Annotated in this window: 20 protein-coding genes; 18 read left to right on the top strand and 2 right to left on the bottom strand. The window is 62.3% G+C overall.

Annotated features, from left to right (window positions below):
• The first annotated feature begins 1 nt into the window (after nt 1).
• The 11 genes from WAO69_RS05470 (at nt 2) to WAO69_RS05420 (ending at nt 10736) form a co-directional block, all read left to right on the top strand.
• Nucleotides 2–1090, top strand: a complete 1089-nt coding sequence (locus WAO69_RS05470) for a carbon-phosphorus lyase complex subunit PhnI (protein WP_422177044.1) — start codon at nt 2–4, stop codon at nt 1088–1090.
• Nucleotides 1091–1163: 73 nt separating this feature from the next.
• Nucleotides 1164–2003, top strand: coding sequence for an alpha-D-ribose 1-methylphosphonate 5-phosphate C-P-lyase PhnJ (locus WAO69_RS05465; RefSeq protein ID WP_422177043.1), 840 nt, complete (start codon nt 1164–1166; stop codon nt 2001–2003).
• A complete protein-coding gene (gene phnK / locus WAO69_RS05460) occupies nt 2000–2770 on the top strand; it encodes a phosphonate C-P lyase system protein PhnK (RefSeq protein WP_422177042.1) in 771 nt (256 codons plus the stop codon). The genes WAO69_RS05465 and phnK overlap by 4 nt, the downstream gene beginning before the upstream one ends.
• 43 nt (nt 2771–2813) lie before the next feature.
• Nucleotides 2814–3497, top strand: coding sequence for a phosphonate C-P lyase system protein PhnL (gene phnL / locus WAO69_RS05455; RefSeq protein ID WP_422177041.1), 684 nt, complete (start codon nt 2814–2816; stop codon nt 3495–3497).
• Nucleotides 3494–4039, top strand: a complete 546-nt coding sequence (gene phnN / locus WAO69_RS05450) for a phosphonate metabolism protein/1,5-bisphosphokinase (PRPP-forming) PhnN (protein ID WP_422177040.1) — start codon at nt 3494–3496, stop codon at nt 4037–4039. The genes phnL and phnN overlap by 4 nt, the downstream gene beginning before the upstream one ends.
• 30 nt (nt 4040–4069) lie before the next feature.
• Nucleotides 4070–5209 (top strand): alpha-D-ribose 1-methylphosphonate 5-triphosphate diphosphatase, encoded by a 1140-nt coding sequence (locus WAO69_RS05445; protein WP_422177039.1) that lies wholly within the window; start codon nt 4070–4072, stop codon nt 5207–5209.
• Between the two features lie 39 nt (nt 5210–5248).
• On the top strand, nt 5249–6031 hold the full coding sequence (locus WAO69_RS05440) for an MBL fold metallo-hydrolase (protein ID WP_422177038.1): 783 nt from the start codon (nt 5249–5251) through the stop codon (nt 6029–6031).
• Between the two features lie 63 nt (nt 6032–6094).
• Nucleotides 6095–6751, top strand: coding sequence for an ABC transporter ATP-binding protein (locus WAO69_RS05435; protein WP_422177037.1), 657 nt, complete (start codon nt 6095–6097; stop codon nt 6749–6751).
• The gene (locus tag WAO69_RS05430; protein WP_422177036.1) at nt 6748–9147 is read left to right on the top strand and encodes an FtsX-like permease family protein; all 2400 of its coding nucleotides are present in this window, start codon (nt 6748–6750) and stop codon (nt 9145–9147) included. The genes WAO69_RS05435 and WAO69_RS05430 overlap by 4 nt, the downstream gene beginning before the upstream one ends.
• Nucleotides 9137–10189 carry a lipocalin-like domain-containing protein gene (locus WAO69_RS05425; RefSeq protein ID WP_422177035.1) on the top strand — a complete coding sequence of 351 codons (1053 nt, stop codon included), beginning with the start codon at nt 9137–9139 and terminating at the stop codon, nt 10187–10189. Before WAO69_RS05430 ends, WAO69_RS05425 begins: the two co-directional genes overlap by 11 nt.
• On the top strand, nt 10182–10736 hold the full coding sequence (locus WAO69_RS05420) for a pyridoxamine 5'-phosphate oxidase family protein (protein ID WP_422177034.1): 555 nt from the start codon (nt 10182–10184) through the stop codon (nt 10734–10736). Before WAO69_RS05425 ends, WAO69_RS05420 begins: the two co-directional genes overlap by 8 nt.
• A gap of 3 nt (nt 10737–10739) precedes the next feature.
• Here the strand turns inward: WAO69_RS05420 and WAO69_RS05415 are convergent, their stop codons facing one another.
• Nucleotides 10740–11579 carry a GntR family transcriptional regulator gene (locus tag WAO69_RS05415; protein ID WP_422177033.1) on the bottom strand — a complete coding sequence of 280 codons (840 nt, stop codon included), beginning with the start codon at nt 11577–11579 and terminating at the stop codon, nt 10740–10742.
• 106 nt (nt 11580–11685) lie between these two features.
• On the opposite strand from WAO69_RS05415, the gene WAO69_RS05410 reads away from it, so the two are divergent.
• From WAO69_RS05410 to WAO69_RS05380, 7 genes are read left to right on the top strand one after another with little or no spacing between them, the layout of a single operon-like run.
• Nucleotides 11686–12873: an FAD-dependent oxidoreductase gene (locus tag WAO69_RS05410; protein WP_422177032.1), complete on the top strand. Its 1188-nt coding sequence runs from the start codon at nt 11686–11688 to the stop codon at nt 12871–12873.
• A complete protein-coding gene (locus WAO69_RS05405) occupies nt 12873–13598 on the top strand; it encodes an SDR family NAD(P)-dependent oxidoreductase (RefSeq protein WP_422177031.1) in 726 nt (241 codons plus the stop codon). The genes WAO69_RS05410 and WAO69_RS05405 overlap by 1 nt, the downstream gene beginning before the upstream one ends.
• Nucleotides 13595–15091 (top strand): aldehyde dehydrogenase, encoded by a 1497-nt coding sequence (locus WAO69_RS05400; protein WP_422177030.1) that lies wholly within the window; start codon nt 13595–13597, stop codon nt 15089–15091. The genes WAO69_RS05405 and WAO69_RS05400 overlap by 4 nt, the downstream gene beginning before the upstream one ends.
• A 28-nt stretch (nt 15092–15119) precedes the next feature.
• The gene (locus tag WAO69_RS05395) at nt 15120–16124 is read left to right on the top strand and encodes a TRAP transporter substrate-binding protein (protein ID WP_422177029.1); all 1005 of its coding nucleotides are present in this window, start codon (nt 15120–15122) and stop codon (nt 16122–16124) included.
• On the top strand, nt 16124–16663 hold the full coding sequence (locus tag WAO69_RS05390) for a TRAP transporter small permease (RefSeq protein WP_422177028.1): 540 nt from the start codon (nt 16124–16126) through the stop codon (nt 16661–16663). Before WAO69_RS05395 ends, WAO69_RS05390 begins: the two co-directional genes overlap by 1 nt.
• Before the next feature lie 4 nt (nt 16664–16667).
• Nucleotides 16668–17981 (top strand): TRAP transporter large permease, encoded by a 1314-nt coding sequence (locus tag WAO69_RS05385; RefSeq protein ID WP_422177027.1) that lies wholly within the window; start codon nt 16668–16670, stop codon nt 17979–17981.
• On the top strand, nt 17978–18760 hold the full coding sequence (locus WAO69_RS05380; protein ID WP_422177026.1) for a maleate cis-trans isomerase family protein: 783 nt from the start codon (nt 17978–17980) through the stop codon (nt 18758–18760). The genes WAO69_RS05385 and WAO69_RS05380 overlap by 4 nt, the downstream gene beginning before the upstream one ends.
• 12 nt (nt 18761–18772) lie before the next feature.
• Here the strand turns inward: WAO69_RS05380 and WAO69_RS05375 are convergent, their stop codons facing one another.
• Complete coding sequence (locus tag WAO69_RS05375; protein WP_422177025.1) at nt 18773–19519, bottom strand: DUF6065 family protein; 747 nt, start codon at nt 19517–19519, stop codon at nt 18773–18775.
• Nucleotides 19520–19636: the final 117 nt, after the last annotated feature.

The raw sequence follows: 19636 nt of genomic DNA, 5'->3' as shown, positions 1-19636 counted from the left end.
GATGTATGTAGCCGTCAAAGGGGGCGAGCGCGCCATCGACAATGCCCATGCTTGGCTGGCCGAGGAACGCCGGGGGGATACGGATGTAGCCGAACTGGGCCTCTCGCAGATCCGTGAGCAGCTTTCGCTGGCCGTGCACCGGGTGATGGCCGAAGGCTCGCTCTATGACCCGGATCTGGCCGCGCTGGCGATCAAGCAATCGCGCGGCGATCTGATCGAGGCGATCTTCCTCATCCGCGCCTATCGCACGACCTTGCCGCGCATTGGTCATTCCAAGCCTGTCGAGACCGGCGCGATGCTTTGTGATCGCCGTATTTCGGCAACCTTCAAGGATCTGCCCGGCGGTCAGGTTCTGGGACCGACCTTTGACTATACACACCGTCTTCTGGATTTCGCACTGGCCGCCGAGAGCGAAGGTCTGAGCCCGCCGCCCGAGGCCATGCCTGATCCCGAGCCCAAGCCGCGTGTCACCGAATTTCTCAATCGCGATGGTCTGATCCAGCCCGAGATCCGGTCTGACGAGACGCCTGCGGACATCACCCGCGCGCCGATGGAATATCCTGCCGACCGTGCCCTGCGCCTGCAGGCGCTTACCCGTGGGGATGAGGGCTTTGTGCTGGGCATGGCCTATTCGACCCAGCGCGGATACGGGCGCAATCACCCGTTTGTGGGTGAGATGCGCGTGGGCACGGTGCCCGTCGAGATGGAGATTGCCGAGTTGGGCTTCTCGATCGAAATCGGAGAGATCCTGCTGACCGAATGCGAGACCGTCAACCAGTTCACCGGCTCCAAGACCGAGCCTGCGCAATTCACGCGCGGCTATGGGCTGGTCTTTGGGCATTCCGAACGCAAGGCGATCTCGATGGCGCTGGTGGATCGGGCCCTGCGCTGGGAAGAACTGGGCGAGGACAATGTGGGCGCTCCGGCGCAGGACGAGGAATTCGTGCTGAGCCACGCCGACAACATTCAAGCAACCGGGTTTCTGGAACATATCAAACTGCCCCATTACGTGGATTTCCAATCCGAGCTGGAGCTGATCCGCAAACTTCGCACTGAGGCGCGGGCAGCGCATCAGGAGGCCGCGGAATGAGCGGCTTGGAACAGGTTCTTCTTGGGGCTGCCCCAAGCAACACAGCGCATGGCGCGACGCTGGAGATGGGATCATGACGCACTCCGACTATAATTTTGCCTATCTCGATGAGCAGACAAAACGCATGATCCGCCGCGCGATCCTCAAGGGAATCGCGATCCCGGGCTATCAGGTGCCCTTCGCCAGCCGCGAGATGCCCATGCCCTATGGCTGGGGTACGGGTGGCGTGCAGGTGACGGCTGCTTGCCTCACGCCGGACGATACCCTCAAGGTGATTGATCAGGGCGCGGATGACACCACCAACGCGGTGTCGATCCGCAAGTTCTTTCAGAACACCGCCGGGGTTGCCACGACGGAACGGACGGGTGAGGCCTCAGTCATCCAGACCCGCCACCGCATCCCTGAAGAGCCTCTGAGAGAGGATCAGATCCTTGTCTATCAGGTGCCCATCCCCGAGCCTTTGCGGTTTCTCGAACCACGTGAGACCGAAACGCGCAAGATGCATGCGCTGGAAGAATACGGGCTGATGCATGTGAAACTCTATGAAGATATCGCACGGCACGGGGCGATTGCCACCGCTTATGCCTATCCGGTCAAGGTCGAGGGACGGTATGTCATGGATCCCTCGCCCATCCCGAAATTCGACAATCCCAAGATGGAGATGGCGGCGATCCAGCTGTTTGGCGCGGGGCGCGAGCAGCGCATCTATGCCATTCCACCCCATACGCGGGTGGTCAGCCTTGATTTCGAGGATCATCCGTTCGAGGCCTCCAAACCCGATCATCCCTGTGCATTGTGCGGTGCGATCGACAGCTATCTTGATGAGGTGATCGTGGATGATGCAGGCGGGCGGATGTTTGTCTGTTCTGATACCGATTATTGCGCAACCCGCACAAAGGGAGAGGCGGCATGACCCCGTTACTGTCGGTCCGCGAGATCACCAAAACCTACGGCGGCCGAATCGGTTGCAGCGATATCGGCTTTGATCTCTATCCCGGAGAGGTGATGGGCATCGTCGGCGAGAGTGGGTCGGGCAAGTCGACCTTGCTGAGTTGTCTGGCCGGACATCTGGCCCCCGATAGCGGACAGGTGCTCTATGACATGCGCGGGCAGGGTCTGCGCGACACGCTGACGTTAAGCGAGCCGGAACGCAGGATGCTCGGCCGCACGGATTGGGCCTTTGTGCATCAGAACCCGCGCGATGGTCTGCGCATGTCCGTCAGCGCCGGGGGCAATGTCGGCGAACGGCTGATGGCGGTGGGTGCGCGTCACTATGGCGAGATCCGCGAAAGCGCGACAGACTGGCTGGGCCGGGTCGAGATCAGCCAGGACCGGGTGGATGATCGCCCATCGTCCTTCTCGGGGGGGATGCAACAGCGGTTGCAGATCGCGCGCAATCTGGTGACAGGGCCGCGATTGGTGTTCATGGATGAACCCACGGGTGGTCTGGATGTGAGCGTGCAGGCGCGATTGCTGGATCTGTTGCGCGGGCTGGTGCGCGAGATGGGATTGTCGGCGATCATCGTGACACATGATCTTGCCGTGGTGCGGTTGCTGGCCCATCGCATCATGGTGATGAAGGGTGGCCACGTCGTCGAGGCCGGTCTGACGGATCAGGTTCTGGATGATCCGCAGCATGCCTATTCGCAACTGCTGGTGTCTTCGGTTCTGCATGTCTGAGGCTTCGTCGAAGCCAGCGTTTACTCACAAGGGATTAAATATGATGATCCAGATCGAGAACCTCTCCAAGAGCTTTACCCTGCACAATCAGGGCGGTGCACGAATTCAGGTGATGGCGGGGGCAAGTTTCGATGTGGCCGCGGGCGAATGTGTCGCGCTGACCGGTCAGTCGGGGGCGGGGAAATCTACGCTCATGCGGATGATTTATGGAAACTACCTGGCCGATTCCGGGTCGGTCAAAATCGCCGGGGTTGAGTTGGTGGGGGCGGAACCGCGCGATGTTCTGGCGTTGCGCCGCGACAGGCTGGGTTATGTCAGCCAGTTTCTGCGCGTGGTGCCCCGCGTGCCGACCCTTGAGGTGGTGGCCGAACCGCTGCTGGCGGTGGCGATCGAGCGCCAAGTGGCGCTGGCGCGTGCGCGTGATCTGCTGGAGCGATTGCGTATTCCGCGCACGCTCTGGGCGCTGTCACCGACGACCTTTTCGGGCGGAGAGCAGCAGCGCGTCAACATTGCCCGGGGCTTTGCGCATCCCTATCCGGCAATGCTTCTGGATGAACCGACGGCGAGTCTTGATGCGACCAACCGTGAAACTGTGCTGGGCCTGATCGAAGAAGCCAAGGCCCGCGGGACGGCCATTGTTGGGATTTTTCATGACGAGGCCGCGCGCGACCGGGTGGCTGACCGAGAAATCGATGTAACCCGTTTTACTCCGGGGATGGCGGCATGAGATGGGGACGCCTGATTGCGGTGGTTGGTCCGTCAGGGGCGGGCAAGGACACTGTCATGGCCGCGCTGGCCCAGGCGCGCCCTGACATCTACCGGGTGCAGCGGGTGATCACGCGGCCCAGCGATCCCGAGGGCGAACCGTTTGAAAGCGTCAGCGAGGCCGAGTTCGCGGCACGTCTGAAGGAGGGCGCATTCGCGCTGCACTGGCAGGCGCATGGTCTGCGCTATGGCATCCCGTCCTCGCTGCACGCGCGGCTTGCTGAAGGGCGGGACGCGATGGTCAACCTGTCTCGCTCGGTTTTGCCGGTGGCGGCGGTGGCTTTTGGGGGCCTGCACGTGTTCAACATCACCGCCAGCGATGACATTCGTGCCATGCGGCTGGCCCGGCGCGGGCGCGAAACACCTGATGATATCGCCGCGCGTATCGCCCGCGTGGCACCGCCACTGTCGGCGTCCTTGAGTGTAACCCATATCGACAACTCCGGCTCACTTGAGCAGAGCGTGGCCGCTTGCCTCGCCGCGCTTGATCCCGAGCAGGTCTGAAACAGTTGACCCTTTGAAAGGTGACCCGACGTGCAAGACACCCTGATTACAAATGCCAGGCTGGTTCTGGAGGACGAACTGCGCTTTGGCACGCTTGTCATGCGCGATGGACGGATTGTCGAGATATCCGACGGGCCTACGCAGGCACCCGGCGCGTTGGATATGGAGGGTGATCTGCTCATCCCTGGTCTGATCGAGCTGCATACCGACAATCTTGAGCGTCACATCCAGCCGCGCCCGCGCGTGGACTGGCCCCATGGGCCGGCCATTCTGGCCCATGACGGGGAATTGGCCAGCGTGGGGATCACCACGGTGTTTGACGCGATGCGGGTCGGATCGATCCCATCGGGCAAGGGGCGCTATCTGAAATATGCGCGCCCTCTGGCCTCCGAGTTGATGGAGATGCGCAAGAGCGGGGCGTTGAAGATTTCACATTACCTGCATCTGCGTGCCGAGCTGTGCTCGGAAACTCTGGAAGAGGAACTGGCCGAGTTCACGGCCGAGGACCGCGTTGGTCTGGTCAGCCTGATGGATCACACGCCGGGGCAACGGCAGTTTCGCGATCTCTCCAAGCTGAAGCTTTATGTGCAGGGCAAGAACAACCTGACCGACGCCGAGTTCGAAGCCCATGTGGAGAACCTCAAGACCCTGCGCGATCAGCATGGAGAGCGCCACGAGGCGGTCGCCGTGACCGAGGCCGCGCGGCTCGGAGCGATCCTGGCAAGCCATGATGATACCACGCGCGGGCAGGTGGATGTGTCTGCGTCCCATGGGATCCGCCTGGCGGAATTCCCGACTACGCAGGAAGCCGCTGTAGCCTGTCAGGATCACGGTATTGCGGTTATGATGGGCGCGCCCAATCTGATCCGGGGCGGGTCGCATTCGGGCAATGTGGCCGCGCATGAACTGGCCGAGGCCGGGTTGCTGGACATTCTGTCCTCTGACTATGTGCCATCGGCCTTGCTGACCGGGGCATTTCTGCTGGCGGATCTCTGGGGGGATTTACCGCGTGGCCTGGCGACGGTTACGGCCGCCCCTGCGCAGGCAACAAGGCTGACGGATCGGGGTCGGATCGCCGAAGGGATGTATGCCGATCTGGTGCGCGTGGCGCGCATCGGTCAGATGCCAGTGGTGCGTTCGGTCTGGTGTCATGGCCGCCGCGTGAGTTGAGCGCTGGGCACAGGCTGGAAAGCGCGCCAGGCTGCCCGTATGGAGATCCGTATTCTGTGCGAAAACCTCGCGACGGGGATGGTGTGGCAGGCCGAATGGGGCTTTTCCGCGCTGATCGGTTATGGCGATCAGACGATCCTGTTCGATACCGGGTTCTCGGATATATGGCAGCGCAATGCCGCGATTGCGGAAATTGATCTCGACACGGTCAACATGATCGCGCTGTCGCATTTTCACCGTGATCACACGCGAGGCTTGTTGCATCATCAGGTCACCGACAGGAAACGGCTGATCCTGCACCCGCGTATCCTGACCGCTGTTCTGGACACCGACGACAAGACCATACACGCCGATTACGCGCGCATTCATCAGGTTCTGTCTGATGATTTCGACATCCAGACCGAAACGACAGCGACACAGATGATGCCTGGCGCGTGGTTTCTGGGCGAAATCCCGCGGGTAACCCCGTTCGAGAGGGGCGCGTTTTTCGACGATCCGATGCCTGATGACACCGCCCTTGCCTTCGAGATCCCGACGGGTGTCGTGATTGTCAGCGGATGCGCGCATGCGGGAATCTGCAACATCTGCAACATCTGCGAGCATGCCATGGCCGTCACGGGCCTGCCGCTGCGCGCCGTGATCGGCGGCTTTCACCTGATGGCTGCCGAGGATCCGCCGATCGAAGCCACGATCGACTATTTTCGCCGCATGGCACCCGAGTTGCTGTTGCCCATGCATTGTGTCGAGTTCGAATACATGGCGGCGTTTCATGCGGCGCTTGGCACACCGCATGTGGGCGCGGGCGAGGTCATTCCGCTCTGAAGGGTCCTGCCGGATTGCCGCATGTCCCTTTCCCTTTTGCCGGATTGTGATAGCTGACACGCCATGCTGTTGCAGATCGAAAACCTGATGAAATCCTATGATGGGGCCGATGGCCCTGTGCCGGTCCTGCGCGGGGTCGATCTGCAACTGGATGCAGGAGAGACGCTGGCGCTGACCGGGGAATCCGGATCGGGCAAAAGCACTTTGCTGCATCTGGTGGGCGGTCTGGACAGTGCAGACAGCGGGCATATCCGTCTGGACGGGCGCGATATCACCGGGCTGGACGACCAGGGCCGGGCCGATCTGCGCCGGCGCGAGGTTGGCGTGATCTTTCAGCAGTTCAACCTGATCCCCTCGCTGGATGTCGCGGCCAACATCGCATTTCAGGCGCGTCTTGCTGGGGTCAATGATCCGACGCGGGTTTCAGATCTGGCCGGTGCCTTGGGTCTGGCGGAACATCTGCACAAATACCCCGAGGCACTTTCGGGCGGTCAGCAGCAAAGGGCTGCCATTGCGCGTACGCTGATGGCGCGGCCCCGGTTGGTGCTGGCGGACGAGCCGACCGGGAATCTGGATGAGGCCACCGCCTCGGAGGTGCTGGATCAGATGCTTGGGCTGGTGGCACAGACCGGTGCGGCCCTGATGGTTGTGACGCATTCGGCTAGCGTGGCCGCGCGGATGGGGCGTGTGGTGCATCTGAGCCAGGGTCAGCTGGCATGACGGGCGCGGGTCTGTCCGCGCTCTGGTCGCATTGGCGGCGCAATCCCTTGCAGCTGTTCACGCTGATTGCCGGTCTGGCGCTGGCCACTGCTCTGTGGTCGGGCGTTCAGGCGATAAATGCCGAGGCGCGCGCCAGCTATGACGCGGCTGCCGAAACACTTGGCGAGGGGCGGTTTGACCATCTGGTGCCCCGCGTGGGCGAGACGATCCCGCAGGCGCGCTACATTGATCTGCGCCGCGCGGGCTGGCAGGTCTCGCCGGTTCTGGAGGGGCGTGTGCTTTTGGACGGGGGCAGCGTGCGGGTGCTTGGGCTGGACCCTCTGACGACGCCGGGGGGCTTGTCGCCGGTGAGAATGGACAGCGGCGGCGATCTGCCCACTTTTCTGTCGGACGGCATCCTGTTTGCGGATGGCGAAACCGCTGCGCGACTGGAGGGGGCGGTCGAGATGGCCGTGCGCATTGATCCGGGCATCGCGCCGGGTCTGGCGATCACAGATATCGGCACGGCGCAGCGTTTGCTGGATCGGCCCGAGCTCTTGACGCGGATGATCCTGTCCGATCGTCAGCCCATGGGCTTGCGCCCGCTTGATGTGCTTGCCCCGGATCTGACGCGGCGCGCAGCGCAAGCAGTGAGCGATGTCAGCCGCTTGACCGACAGCTTTCATCTCAACCTGACGGCCTTTGCCTTTCTCAGTTTTGCCGTTGGGATTTTCATCGTGCACGGCGCGATTGGTCTGGCGTTCGAGCAGCGTCGGGGCATGGTGCGCACCCTGCGCGCGCTGGGCATGCCGTTGCGCCATCTGGTCTGGCTGATGGTGGCTGAGTTGCTGGTTCTGGCGCTGGTGGCAGGTACGGTTGGGGTGATCCTTGGCTATCTGATTGCCGCTCTGTTGTTGCCGGATGTGGCGGCAACCCTGCGCGGCCTTTACGGTGCGGATGTGGCGGGTTCGATCCGGTTGCGGCCGTCGTGGTGGGCCTCGGGCTATGCGATTGCGCTGATCGGCACGGCTGTTGCGTCGGCCAGTGCTCTTTGGCAGATCTCGCGCATGCCGCTTCTGGCCAGCGCGCGGCCGCGTGCCTGGGTGATGGCCTCGGGGTCGGGCGCTCTGCGGCTGGGCGCTGTTGCAGGCGCGCTTCTTTCGGGGGCTGGCGCGTTTGCGCTGTGGGGCAATGGTCTGGCTGGCGGGTTCGCGCTCTTGGCCTGCTTGTTGACCGGTGCCGCGCTGGCGCTGCCTTTGGTGCTGCGCTGGGCTTTGTCTCTGGCCGAGGGGCGTGCGCGCCATGTGGTCTGGCAATGGTTCTGGGCCGATACGCGCCAGCAACTCCCGGGCATGAGCCTTGCGCTGATGGCCTTGTTGCTGGCGATTGCGGCCAATGTTGGCGTGTCGACCATGGTGTCGAGTTTCCGGCTGACCTTTATCGGGTTTCTGGATCAGAGGCTGGCCCCTGAGTTGTTTGTCACGGTCGAACGTGCTGAAGAAAGCCCGGTTCTGGAGGCCTTTCTGGCCACCCGCGCACGCGAAGTGCTGCCGGTACAGTCCGTCGAGACGCGGCTGGCGGGCCTGCCTGCGGATTTGTTCGGGGCGCGGGTCGGGCCCACCTATCGTGAAAACTGGCGGTTCCTGGCAAGCCAGGAGCCTGTCTGGGACATGGTCGGCGCGGGTGAGGCGGTGATCATCAACGAACAGCTTGCCCGGCGCGGTGGGCTCTGGATCGGGGATCAGTTGGCGGTGGGGCCGGATCTGGTCTTGCCGGTGGTCGGGATCGTGGCTGATTATGGCAATCCGATCGGGCAGGCCGTGGTGTCAGAGGCGGTGTATGCCGACCTGTTCCCCGAGCGCATGGCGACACGGTTTGGCCTGCGCAGCGATGATCCGGACGCGCTCAGGCGGGCGCTGATAGACGAGTATGGGATGCAAGAGGGCAGCATCATCAATCAGGCGCAGATCAAGGCGTTTTCGATCGAGGTGTTCGAGCGCACCTTTACGGTGACCGGCGCGCTGAACATCCTGACGCTGGCGGTGGCGGGTTTTGCCATTCTGATGAGCCTGCTCACGCTGGCGGCGATCCGGGTGCCGCAACTGGCTCCGGTCTGGGCGCTGGGCGTGACGCGGGCGCGGCTGGGTCGGCTCGAGTTGCTCCGTGCGACGGTTCTGGCGGTTTTCACCACGGTTCTGGCCATGCCATTGGGGCTGGCTCTGGCCTGGGTGTTGCTGGCCATCGTGAATGTAGAGGCGTTTGGTTGGAAACTGCCGATGTTCCTGTTTCCGCTGGATTATGCCCGGTTGGGAGTGTTCGCGCTGGGTGCGGCGGCGTTGGCGGCGTTGTGGCCCGCGATCCGGCTCGCGCATACGCCACCGGGGGATTTGCTGAAGGTGTTTGCCAATGAGCGTTAGACCTTTCGCATTTATCTTGCTGATACTGATGCTGATGCCTGTGCAGGGCATCACGCAGGGCTTTGCCGGGCTTGGCAGCGATGCCGAGGGTTTTGCCATCCCGCAGCCTGATCCGCAGTTCGAGTTTCCGGCCGATCACGGCGCGCATCCGGAGTATCGCATTGAATGGTGGTATCTCACGGCAAATCTGAGCGGGCCGGATGGCGCGCTTTACGGTGTGCAATGGACGCTGTTCCGCTCGGCGCTGGCACCGGAGACGCGGCAAGGATGGGAGGATCCGCAGATCTGGTTCGCCCATGCGGCCGTGACCACCCCCAATGCCCATTATGTTGCCGAGCGTCTGGCACGGGGCGGGATCGGACAGGCAGGTGTCGAGGTCGCACCGTTTCGCGCCTGTATTGATGACTGGGAGATGGCGGGGCCGGATTTCGACACCATGCGCCTGAGCGCCTCGGGGCCGGAGTTTCGTTATGATCTGGATCTGAAGGCGCAGGGACCGCTGGTGTTTCACGGCGCTGGCGGTTTTTCCGTGAAATCGGCTGAGGGGCAGGCAAGCTATTATTATTCGCAACCGTTCTTTGAAGTCAGCGGCGTTCTCAGTCTGGGTGACAAGGACGTGCCGGTGACCGGGTCGGCATGGCTGGATCGAGAGTGGTCCTCGCAACCTTTGTCGGACAATCAATCGGGGTGGGACTGGTTCTCGCTGTCCTTTGACAGTGGCGATAAGATGATGGGTTTTCTGTTGCGCCAAACCGATGGCACGTTTTTTTCCTCGGCCACATGGATCGCGCCGGATGGCACCGCCACGGCTTTTCCCGACGGGGCCTTTCGTGCAGAGCCTTTGACACAGACCGAGGTGGCCGGGCGCAGCGTGCCGACCCGCTGGCAGGTGAAATTGCCTGACAAGGGGGTGGATGTAACGGTCGAGGCTGCGTTTCCTCAGGCTTGGATGGCCGTGTCCTTGCCCTATTGGGAAGGGCCGGTGACCATCAAGGGCAGCCATGAGGGGCGGGGATATCTGGAGATGACGGGATATGAATGAGGCAGGCGATCTGCGGGCCTTTCTGGATCACGGCTGGCAAAGGCTGTCGCGTGGTGTGGCGGATCGACGGGCTGGCGCGCGCCATCCGGTGCTGGCCACTGTTTCGCCCGAGGGCTGGCCCGAGGCGCGCACGGTGGTTTTGCGCGCGGCAAACCGGGCGGAGGGTTGGGCCGAGGTGCATACCGATCCATCCTCGGCAAAACTGGCTGCGGTGCGACACAATCCGCGCGCGCAGTTGCATGTCTGGGATCCCAAGGTCGACTTGCAGATCCGGCTTTATGTGCAGGTCCATGTGCTGACGGGTGATGCTGTCGCCGACAGGTGGGCCCGGGTACCGGAGGGATCGCGGCAGGCCTATGGCAAAAGCCCGGCGGTGGGCGCGCCGATTGCAGCCCCGTTTGAATACACGGTGCTTGGTCGGCCAGAGGATTTCGCCGTGCTGGTCTGCGCGATTGCCCGGATCGATCTGCTGGAACTGGGTACGCAGCATCGCCGCGCGGTTTTTGAAGCCGCAAACGGCTGGTCCGGGCAATGGCTGTCGCCCTGAGGCCTATTGTACCGTGTCCGGCCCTTCCAGGGTGACGGCGTCCTGCGCATGCCAGACGCGACCGTTTGCTCCGCTGCGTCGGTGCATCATCATTTCGAACTGATAGAGTTCGGGGCGATAGAGGATCTTGATGTATTCGACCGCGCGTCCGGTGGCGTCAAAGACGATGCGGCGCACTTCGATCAGGGGGGATCCGGCGGGAACATCCAGCGCCGCCGAGACCTGCGCATCGGCCACTGTTGCCGTGATGGTCTGACGCGCAGTCGCCACGGCCACGCCGGCCTGTTCCAACAAGAGCAACAACGGCGTTTCAGACATGTCCTGACCGCTGATGCGTGCAACGATGTCTTCAGGCACCGAGGTGATCAGATAGGACATCGCTGCACCTCCCAAGCGGCGCACGCGCACTGCGCGCAAAACGGGGGTTTCTGGCGCGAGGTCGAGGGCGGTCCCGGCTTCGCCTCCTGCCGGCACAAGGCCATTGCGCAGCACCTGTACGGTTGTGGTGCGCCCAATATGGCTGACGTTTTCAAGCAGCCCGTCGATCGAGGCGCGTACGGGTTGGGCCGGAGATCCCGCCACGCGAGTGCCGCGTCCGCGCTGACGTTCGACCAGACCGCGGTCCGCCAGTTCATTCAGCGCCCGCCGGGCGGTGATGCGAGAGACAGAAAAATCGGCACAGAGCTCCTGTTCACTGGCAACAGGATCGCCGGGTGCAAGTTCTCCGGACTGGATCTTGTTGTGCAGAATCACAAAGATCTGCTGGTAGAGAGGCACCCCGTCAGCCGCGTTCAGCACGGTGGTTTGTTCGTCGGCGTCCTTGCTGTAGCCTTTTGATGTCATGCGTTAATTCTCGTGTCCTGCAGGTCTGAGTCAGGCCTATTGCATTAATGTTATATCTATATATCATTTTTAACCAGAGCATGTGTTTACAGAGGGCTGGAACAAGGTGGATCTGTCAACCGATCCGGTTGTGATTGTCGGTGCGGGGCCTGTCGGGTTGACGCTGGCGTGGCGTCTGGCTCAGGCCGGGGTGCCGGTGCAGGTCTTTGAGGCAGAAGCCGAGATCACCGATCAGTTGCGGGCGTCGACCTTTCATCCTCCGACGCTGGACATGTTTGATGAAGATGGCATCACGGATGCGCTGATTGCCAAGGGGCGGATCACGCCGACCTGGCAGATCCGGATGCACAGCACCGAGGACCGGGCCGAGTTTGATCTGTCGGTTCTGGCCGATGACACCGCGCATCCCTATCGCCTGCAATGTCGTCAGGCCGAGTTGAGCCGGGCACTTTTGGCTCGCCTGCCCGAAGGCACGGTCCGCTTTGCCAGCCCGGTCACGGCGGTGGAACAAGACGGCAATGGTGTCTCCGTGACCGCGGGATCCAAGTCCGGCTCCGAAACCATGCGCGCCAGCGTCGTGGTGGGGTGTGATGGCGCGCGGTCTGTCGTACGCGAGGCAATTGGCGCGCAATGGGAGGGCGGAACCTATCCCGAAAACACCATTCTGGTGACCACGCATTTCCCGTTTGAAGATCATCTCAGCGGGCTGTCTGGCGTGAATTACATCTGGAAACCGGGTGGCACCTATTCGTTGCTGCGCTTGCCGGATCTGTGGCGCGTGTCGCTTCATCCCATGGGCGATCAGACGCCGGAGGAGGCACTGGAAGATGCCTCGATCCGCGCGCAGACCGTGGATATTCTGCCCGCGGCACGGGACATGGATATCGTGGAGAAACGCATTTACCGCATCCATCGCCGGGTCGCGTCGCGCTATCGGCAGGGCCGCATGTTTCTGGCCGGCGATGCCGCGCATCTCAACAGCCCGAAGGGTGGGATGGGGATGAACGGCGGGGTGCATGACGCCTGGGCGCTGGCTGATCTGTTGATCGAAGTGGCCGGGGGGGCCGGTGATGACGTGCTGGACGCCTATGAGCGCAAGCGCCGCCCGATTGCACGCGATGACATTGTGGGTCAGGCCGATGCGAACCGGGCACGCATGAATGCCACCGATCCGGTGGCGCGTCAGGCACATCTGGATGATTTGAAGCGGATTGCGGGTGATCCCGGTCTGGCGCGCAGTTTCCTGCTGCGCTCGTCGATGATCGAAGGTTTGCGCCGGGCAGAGGGATTGTGATGACGAAACGACTGGCCCTACTGGGAGGCTGCGGCGGCATTGGCCGACAGTTGGTGATCGATGCGCAGGCCGCGGGCTGGACTCCCGTCGTGTTTGATCTGCCCCGCTCGATCGCGGCGCATCCGATGGAGGGCATCGAGATGCATGCCGTCGACGCCAGCGACCCGCAGGACATGGCGCGCGCGGTGTCGGAACTGGGCACCCCGGTCGCGGGCTTCGTCAACCTGTGCGGCTTTGTCAGCGGCAATGAGCCCCTGCTCGAACGCTCCGTGGCGGAATGGACCGAGGTGCTGAGCGGTAATCTGAATGCCGCGTTCTTCGCCGCCAAAGCCTTTGCGCCCATCATCACCCCCGGCGGTGCCATCGTACAGATCGGCTCGGGTCTGGGGCATCTCGCGCGCTCGGGCTATGGGCCTTACGCGATTGCCAAGGCCGGGATCGCGGCCATGACGCGGCAGATGGCGCTGGAACTGGCACCGGACATCCGGGTGAACTGCGTGGCCCCTTCGGCGGTGGATACGGCTTTTTTGCGCGGTGGCACGGGGCGTTCGGATGAGGATGCGCCCGTGCGGTTGGACATCGAAGCCTATGCGGCGGCCATTCCGCTGAAACGTGTGGCGTTGCCGGGCGATGTGACGGGACCGGTGCTGTTCTTGCTGTCCGATCAGGCCAGCTATGTCACCGGCCAGACGCTGCATGTGAATGGGGGAGCCTTCATGCCATGAGCTTTGATCTGCCAATTGCGCCACCTGCGCGCGTGACCGGCTGGGCCGGTGATCGGGCGACTTCGGGCGGTGGTCTGGAACTCCCGGTGTTCTACCCCGCGACAGGGGCGCAGGTCTCGACATTGATCGAGGATGATGCGCAGGCGGTGGACGGGGCCGTCAGCGCTGCGCGCCGGGCCTTTGATCGTGGGCCCTGGCCCGGTTTGACCCTGCCGCAGCGACAAGAAGCACTTGAACGCTGTCGTCAGACCATCCTGGATCATGTTGACGAACTGGCGCGGCTGGAATGCGCGGCCACAGGTCTGGTGCTGCGCGAATTGCGCGAGCGCCACATGCTGCGCGCGGCCTATAACTTTCGGTTTTTTGCCGAATACATCAGCCAGACGTCGGGCCAGCGCTATGATCAGACGCCGGGTTACATGACGACCGTGTCGCGCGTTCCGGTCGGGGTCGCGGCGCTGATCGCGCCATGGAATGCGCCGGTGGCGCTGGCGACCATGAAGATCGCCGCCGCTCTGGCCTTTGGAAACACGGTTGTGCTCAAGCCTTCCGAACAGACGCCACTGGCGCTGGCGCGGCTTGTCGAGCTTTTGCAAGAGGTGCTGCCCGAGGGCGTGCTGAACCTTGTGAACGGGCGCGGACCTGTCACCGGGGCGGCGCTGGTTGATCATCCGGGCATTGATCTGGTCAGCTTTACCGGCGGAACCGAGACAGGTCGCGCCATCATGTCGGCGGCAGGCCGCAACCTGGTCCCCTGCACGCTGGAGCTGGGGGGGAAATCGGCCAATATCATCTTTGCCTCGGCGGATATGGAGCGGGCTCTGGACGGTGCGCTGATGGGCATCTTTTCCAACAACGGTCAGCAATGCCTGGCCGGCTCGCGCATTCTGGTCGAGCGGTCGATCTTTGATGATTTCGTGGGGCGCTTTGTGGAACGCGCCGGGCGCGTGCGCGTCGGGGATCCCTTGTCTCAGGACACCGATATCGGGCCGCTGGCCTCGGCGGCCCATCGCGACCGGGTGCTGAGTTTCGTTGACATCGCCAAGGGAGATGGCGGCACGGTCTTGACCGGCGGAACGCGGCGCGAGGATCTGGGGGCGGGATATTTCGTGAACCCGACTGCGGTGACAGTGCCCTCCAATGCGGCGCGCGTGGCGCAGGATGAGATCTTTGGGCCCTTTGCCACCTTCCTGCCCTTTGACGGCGAGGACGAGGCCGCAGCGATTGCCAATGACACGCGCTTTGGGCTGGTCTCATACATCTGGTCCGATCATCTGCCAACGGTGATGCGCATGAGCGAGCAGATGCGCTCGGGCGTGGTCTGGGTCAACACGCCCATGATGCGCGAACTGCGCGCCCCCTTCGGAGGGTTCAAGACTTCGGGTGTGGGGCGCGAGGGCGGTGCATCCTGCGAGGCGTTCTACACCGAAGAGCGCACGGTCACGATACCGATCAATCCACAGCCACTGAGAAAACTCGGGGCGCAAACCTAAACAGGGACAATCCAACAAGGAGGTTATCATGAAACACTGGAAAATGGCGCTGGCGGGCGCTGCACTGACAACACTCACCGCCTTGCCGGTTCTGGCGCAAGAGCTGGTCAAGGTTGGTACCTTTGTACCGGAACAAAGTGTCGGCGTGAGCAAAGTCATCAAGCCGTGGATGGAGGCGGTGGCGGCCGAAACCGATGACGTGACCCTGCAGGGCTTTTGGGGCGGCACGCTGGGCAAAAGCCCGTTCAAACAGTTCGAACTGGTTCAGAATGGTGTTGCGGATGTGACCTGGGTTCTGCCGGGCTATACAGCCGGGCAATTCCCCGAGATGGGCGTTTTCGAATTGCCGTTCCTGTTCCGCACAGCTGAAGAAGCCAGTGTCGTGGGCTGGCAGATGCATGAGATGGGTCTGCTCACCGGGTTCGATGGCGTGCATGTAATCGGCTTTTTCGCGGCTGAACCCAATGCGATGTTCATGAAGAAAAAGATCAGCTCTCTGGACGATCTGGCCAACATGAAGATCCGCTCGGTCGGGGGCATTCATGCGTCCTGGCTCGAGGCGTTGGGCGCTGCACCTCAGACCCTGAGTTCGGCCGAGATGAACGAAGGTTTGAACCGCGGCACAGTGGATGGAGCCATTCAGGGCTGGACGGGCATGCAGACGTTCAAATCCCTGCCTCTGGTCGATCAGGCCTATATCGTGCCGGCCGGAGCGATCCCCTTCCTTCTGCTGATGAACGAGGACAAGTGGAGCTCGCTGTCACCCGAGGCGCAGGCCTCGATCATGAAACACGGTGGCATGGCAATGGCCGAGATGGGCGGTGGAGCCTATACCGATATCGGCAATACCATCCGCGAGGGTGTGATCGCCGAAGGACGTATCGAGATCGTCACACCGGATGAGGCCGCCATGGCCAAGTATGTCGAGCAAGCCAAAGCCGTGCATGAGGCGTGGATCGCGCAAACGCCGAACGGACAGGCGGTCTACGATGCCGCCGTCAAACTGCTGGCAGATATGCGGGGACAGAGCTGATGACCGGCAGCGCCGTCGCTCTCCGGCTTGACCGGATAACCCAGAGCGTGGCCCTTGTGGGGTTTTGCGGTCTGGTGGTGATGGCGCTGCTGATCTTTTACGATGGTACGGCGCGTTACCTCAATGCGCCGCGCATTTCTGGATTTTCCGACTATGGCGAGGTGATTTTCCCGCTGGTCATCGCCTCGTGTTTTCCGGCTGGATTGTTGCGTCAGACCAATGTCACCGTGCGTGTGATGGGCAAGCTGGGCGGAGCACGCGTGAACGCGTTCTTCGAGTTTCTTGCAGCCCTGGTCACGCTGGTTTTCTTTGCGATCCTTGTCTGGCAATTCTTTGAACTGACCGCAAAATACGCCAGTGCCGGGCGCACGACGCGCACCATCGACGTTCCTCTTGCGCCATGGTGGTGGGGAACCACGGCGATCATGGCGCTGTGCCTGCCGGTGCAGGTCTATGTGACACTTGCCTGGGGCAAGGCGCTGATCACCGGCACGCCCCCCGCGCATGACAATCTGCGCCACGAAGGCGAGGTCGCATAACCCGATGTTCAGCGATCCAATGACAACTGGCCTGTTGGGCCTTGGAGCGATGTTCGTGCTGATCATCGCGCAGGTGCCCGTGGGCATCGCGATGGGCGTGATCGGCGTGATCGGCACCGGGCTGATCATCGGGTTCGGCCCGGCGCTGACCCTGCTGGCAACCGAACCGTCTTCGGCCATGGCTGCCGAGGGATTGGCTGTGATCGCAATGTTTCTGCTGATGGGCAATCTGGCACATCTGGGCGGTCTATCGGATGAGCTTTATCGTCTGGCCTATGTCTTTATCGGGCACAGGCGCGGCGGGCTGATCTTTGCCACGATCGGTGCCTGTGCCGGATTTGGCGCGATTTGCGGATCCTCCGTGGCCACTGCGGCCACCATGGCGCGCATCGCGTTGCCGCAGATGCTGGAGCGCGGATATGCCAAGTCTCTGGCGGCGGGATCCATCGCGGCGGGCGGGACGCTGGGCATGATCGTGCCGCCGTCCGTGGTGATGATCCTTTACGCGATCCTGACGGAAAACTCGATCATCGCGTTGTTTCTCGCGGCTGTTGTTCCGGGGATCATGGCGGTGGTGTTTTACTTTGTCGCCATTGCATGGGTGGTCAAGCGCAACCCCGATCTTGCCCCGCTGGGCGACCGGATCGCCTGGGCAGAACGCAGGAAGGCCAGCTATCAAAGCTGGGCGGTGATCCTGCTGGCGGTGATCGTGTCGGGTGGCATTTACTCGGGCATCTTTACGGTAAGCGAAGCCGCCTCGGTCGGGGCGTCCGTTGCCCTGCTTCTTGCGATTTTCCGCAAACGGCTGACCAAGGTCAAGTTCCTGTCAGCGCTGGGTGATACGGCGTCAAACACCGGTCTGATCTTTGTGATCATCATCGGTGCATCGGTGTTTTCCTATTTCGCCACGCTGTCCGGCTTGCCTTCCGCCACGGTCGACTGGATCGAAAGCCTGGGTCTGTCGCCATTGATGGTGATCGTGATGCTGATGATCTTCTACCTGATCCTTGGTGCCTTGTTCGACACGATTGCTGCCATGGTTCTGACGCTGCCCTTTGTCTATCCGCTGGTGATCGGACTGGGCTATGATCCGATCTGGTGGGGCGTGGTGATGATCGTGGTGATCGAACTGGGCATGATCACCCCGCCCATCGGGATCAACGTCTTTGTGTTACATGGCATGGCACGCGATCTGCCGTTGTCCACGATCTTTCGTGGTGTGATCCCGTTTGTGTTCGCTGATCTGGCGCGGCTGATTGTTCTTATCCTGTTTCCCGCGCTCAGCCTCTGGCTTCCCGGCGTCTTGGGCTGGCTGTGAGCGGCCCTCTGGAATACGGCGCGCGCGGCGTCATGGGGGTGCTGACGCCGCAGGCCAACACCACGGTCGAGCCCGAGTTCTGGGCGCTGATGCCGCCCGGCTGGTCAATGCTGAATGCGCGGCTTGTCTCGGAGATGGGCACGATCCCCGAGCGGCTGGTTGACTACACCACGCGGTTCGGCTCAACGACCGAGCAATTCGCCAATGCGCCTGTCGATGTGATCGCGGCGGCCTGTACCGGGGCGTCCTATCTGATCGGGGCCGAGGAAGAGGCGCGGATCGTGGCCGAGGTCGAAGCGGCACGCGGTGTGCCTTTCCTGACCGCAGCATTGGCCACCGTGGCGGCTTTGCGGGCGCTGAACGCGCGCAAGATCGCAGTTCTGTCGCCCTATCCCGAAGATCTGAACCGGGCGAGCACTCCCTATTGGGAAGCGCATGGCTTTGAGGTTGTGGCCAAATCCGGCCCGGCTCTGGAAGAGGGGGCGTTTCATCCGATCTATGCCATGTCCGGACCGGCAGTGCTGGCGTCCTATCGACGTCTGTCCGACAGCGGCGCGGATGCTGTCTTGATGCTGGGAACAGGTATGGCGACACTGCATCCGATCCTGCGCGGGCATCAAGACGGTCTGACACCGGCGATCTCGTGCAACCTCGCCCTGGTCTGGGGGGCGGTGCAAAAGCGCAGATGGGACGCGCTCGAGTATGGTGATCTGGATCACTGGCGCGCCGGCGATCACTGGGCGGCACGGCTCAATATGTTGTTTCCATCCCAAGCGTGATGAAGCTCTGTCTTACTCGGGGCGCTTGAAGGCCTTGGCCTTGATCTTGGAATAGTGGTTGGTGGCTTTGTCGGCCTCGGGCGGGAAGCGGCCCTTGTGATAGTCTTTCTGCCAACCCATCTGGCTTTCGGCAGAGCCCTCGACCTTGATCTGTTTCAGGAAATTGGCGCGGCTTTTGGACCATTCGGCGTTTTTTGCAGCCAGTTCGGGATTGTCCGACAGAGGGCGGATCACGGGTTCGATGCGGTCGACCAAAGTTCGATCCAACGGAAAGAAAAAGCAGACCGGCTCGCCGGCTTTGAAGGCGACTGGCACATGCGGCTGGGTGATCTTCCAGTTCATGGTGAAGTTCATCGGAGACCAGTCGGTTTCGACCAGCCCGGTCAGGGGTTGAATCCCGTGTTTGACCTGATTGGGCGCGCCGCTGACCCAAAGCCCGATGTTCTCATCGGTGCGGAACAGATATGGCATGGTGAAGGTGATGATCCCGTCGCCAAAATGGCTGGAGGGCATGATCTGGCCCTGCGTCTTGATGTCGAACTGAACACCAGAGGGCTCGGGCTTGCCGTTCCAGACCGCACGGAAGGTCGTGTCCCCGATCACCTCCCAGCCATGGCTGTTTGCGATTGTCAGCGGCAGGCAGCGATAGGCGAATTTTTCGCGAGTATCGTCCATCCAGTCGCGCCGCTGGGTGCCGGGGCGCAGAGAGGAAGGCATGTCATAATGTTCATATGCGGTAATCTTCGGAGTATCGGCCAACGGTCGATCCTTTGATCAGTATCAGACACCCCCCAGCCTAGCATTTCGCAGGCACCATGCAATGATCAGCATACGTAGGGGCCGCCCTCAGGCGTAAGCGCTGCAGCAGGAACACAG

Source organism: Aestuariivita sp., assembly GCF_049276915.1.
In the GTDB taxonomy this organism is placed as follows: domain Bacteria; phylum Pseudomonadota; class Alphaproteobacteria; order Rhodobacterales; family Rhodobacteraceae; genus Aestuariivita.
Note: the sequence above shows the minus strand (reverse complement) of the source record. Positions and strands in the feature narration are given on the sequence as shown.

What these genes read in the sequence shown, in the direction of transcription:
- WAO69_RS05470 (WP_422177044.1), top strand. Translation starts at nt 2, where the DNA reads ATGTATGTAGCCGTCAAAGGGGGCGAGCGCGCCATCGACAATGCCCAT.
- WAO69_RS05465 (WP_422177043.1), top strand. Translation starts at nt 1,164, where the DNA reads ATGACGCACTCCGACTATAATTTTGCCTATCTCGATGAGCAGACAAAA.
- phnK (WP_422177042.1), top strand. Translation starts at nt 2,000, where the DNA reads ATGACCCCGTTACTGTCGGTCCGCGAGATCACCAAAACCTACGGCGGC.
- phnL (WP_422177041.1), top strand. Translation starts at nt 2,814, where the DNA reads ATGATCCAGATCGAGAACCTCTCCAAGAGCTTTACCCTGCACAATCAG.
- phnN (WP_422177040.1), top strand. Translation starts at nt 3,494, where the DNA reads ATGAGATGGGGACGCCTGATTGCGGTGGTTGGTCCGTCAGGGGCGGGC.
- WAO69_RS05440 (WP_422177038.1), top strand. Translation starts at nt 5,249, where the DNA reads ATGGAGATCCGTATTCTGTGCGAAAACCTCGCGACGGGGATGGTGTGG.
- WAO69_RS05435 (WP_422177037.1), top strand. Translation starts at nt 6,095, where the DNA reads ATGCTGTTGCAGATCGAAAACCTGATGAAATCCTATGATGGGGCCGAT.
- WAO69_RS05430 (WP_422177036.1), top strand. Translation starts at nt 6,748, where the DNA reads ATGACGGGCGCGGGTCTGTCCGCGCTCTGGTCGCATTGGCGGCGCAAT.
- WAO69_RS05425 (WP_422177035.1), top strand. Translation starts at nt 9,137, where the DNA reads ATGAGCGTTAGACCTTTCGCATTTATCTTGCTGATACTGATGCTGATG.
- WAO69_RS05420 (WP_422177034.1), top strand. Translation starts at nt 10,182, where the DNA reads ATGAATGAGGCAGGCGATCTGCGGGCCTTTCTGGATCACGGCTGGCAA.
- WAO69_RS05415 (WP_422177033.1), bottom strand. Translation starts at nt 11,579, where the DNA reads ATGACATCAAAAGGCTACAGCAAGGACGCCGACGAACAAACCACCGTG.
- WAO69_RS05405 (WP_422177031.1), top strand. Translation starts at nt 12,873, where the DNA reads ATGACGAAACGACTGGCCCTACTGGGAGGCTGCGGCGGCATTGGCCGA.
- WAO69_RS05400 (WP_422177030.1), top strand. Translation starts at nt 13,595, where the DNA reads ATGAGCTTTGATCTGCCAATTGCGCCACCTGCGCGCGTGACCGGCTGG.
- WAO69_RS05395 (WP_422177029.1), top strand. Translation starts at nt 15,120, where the DNA reads ATGAAACACTGGAAAATGGCGCTGGCGGGCGCTGCACTGACAACACTC.
- WAO69_RS05390 (WP_422177028.1), top strand. Translation starts at nt 16,124, where the DNA reads ATGACCGGCAGCGCCGTCGCTCTCCGGCTTGACCGGATAACCCAGAGC.
- WAO69_RS05385 (WP_422177027.1), top strand. Translation starts at nt 16,668, where the DNA reads ATGTTCAGCGATCCAATGACAACTGGCCTGTTGGGCCTTGGAGCGATG.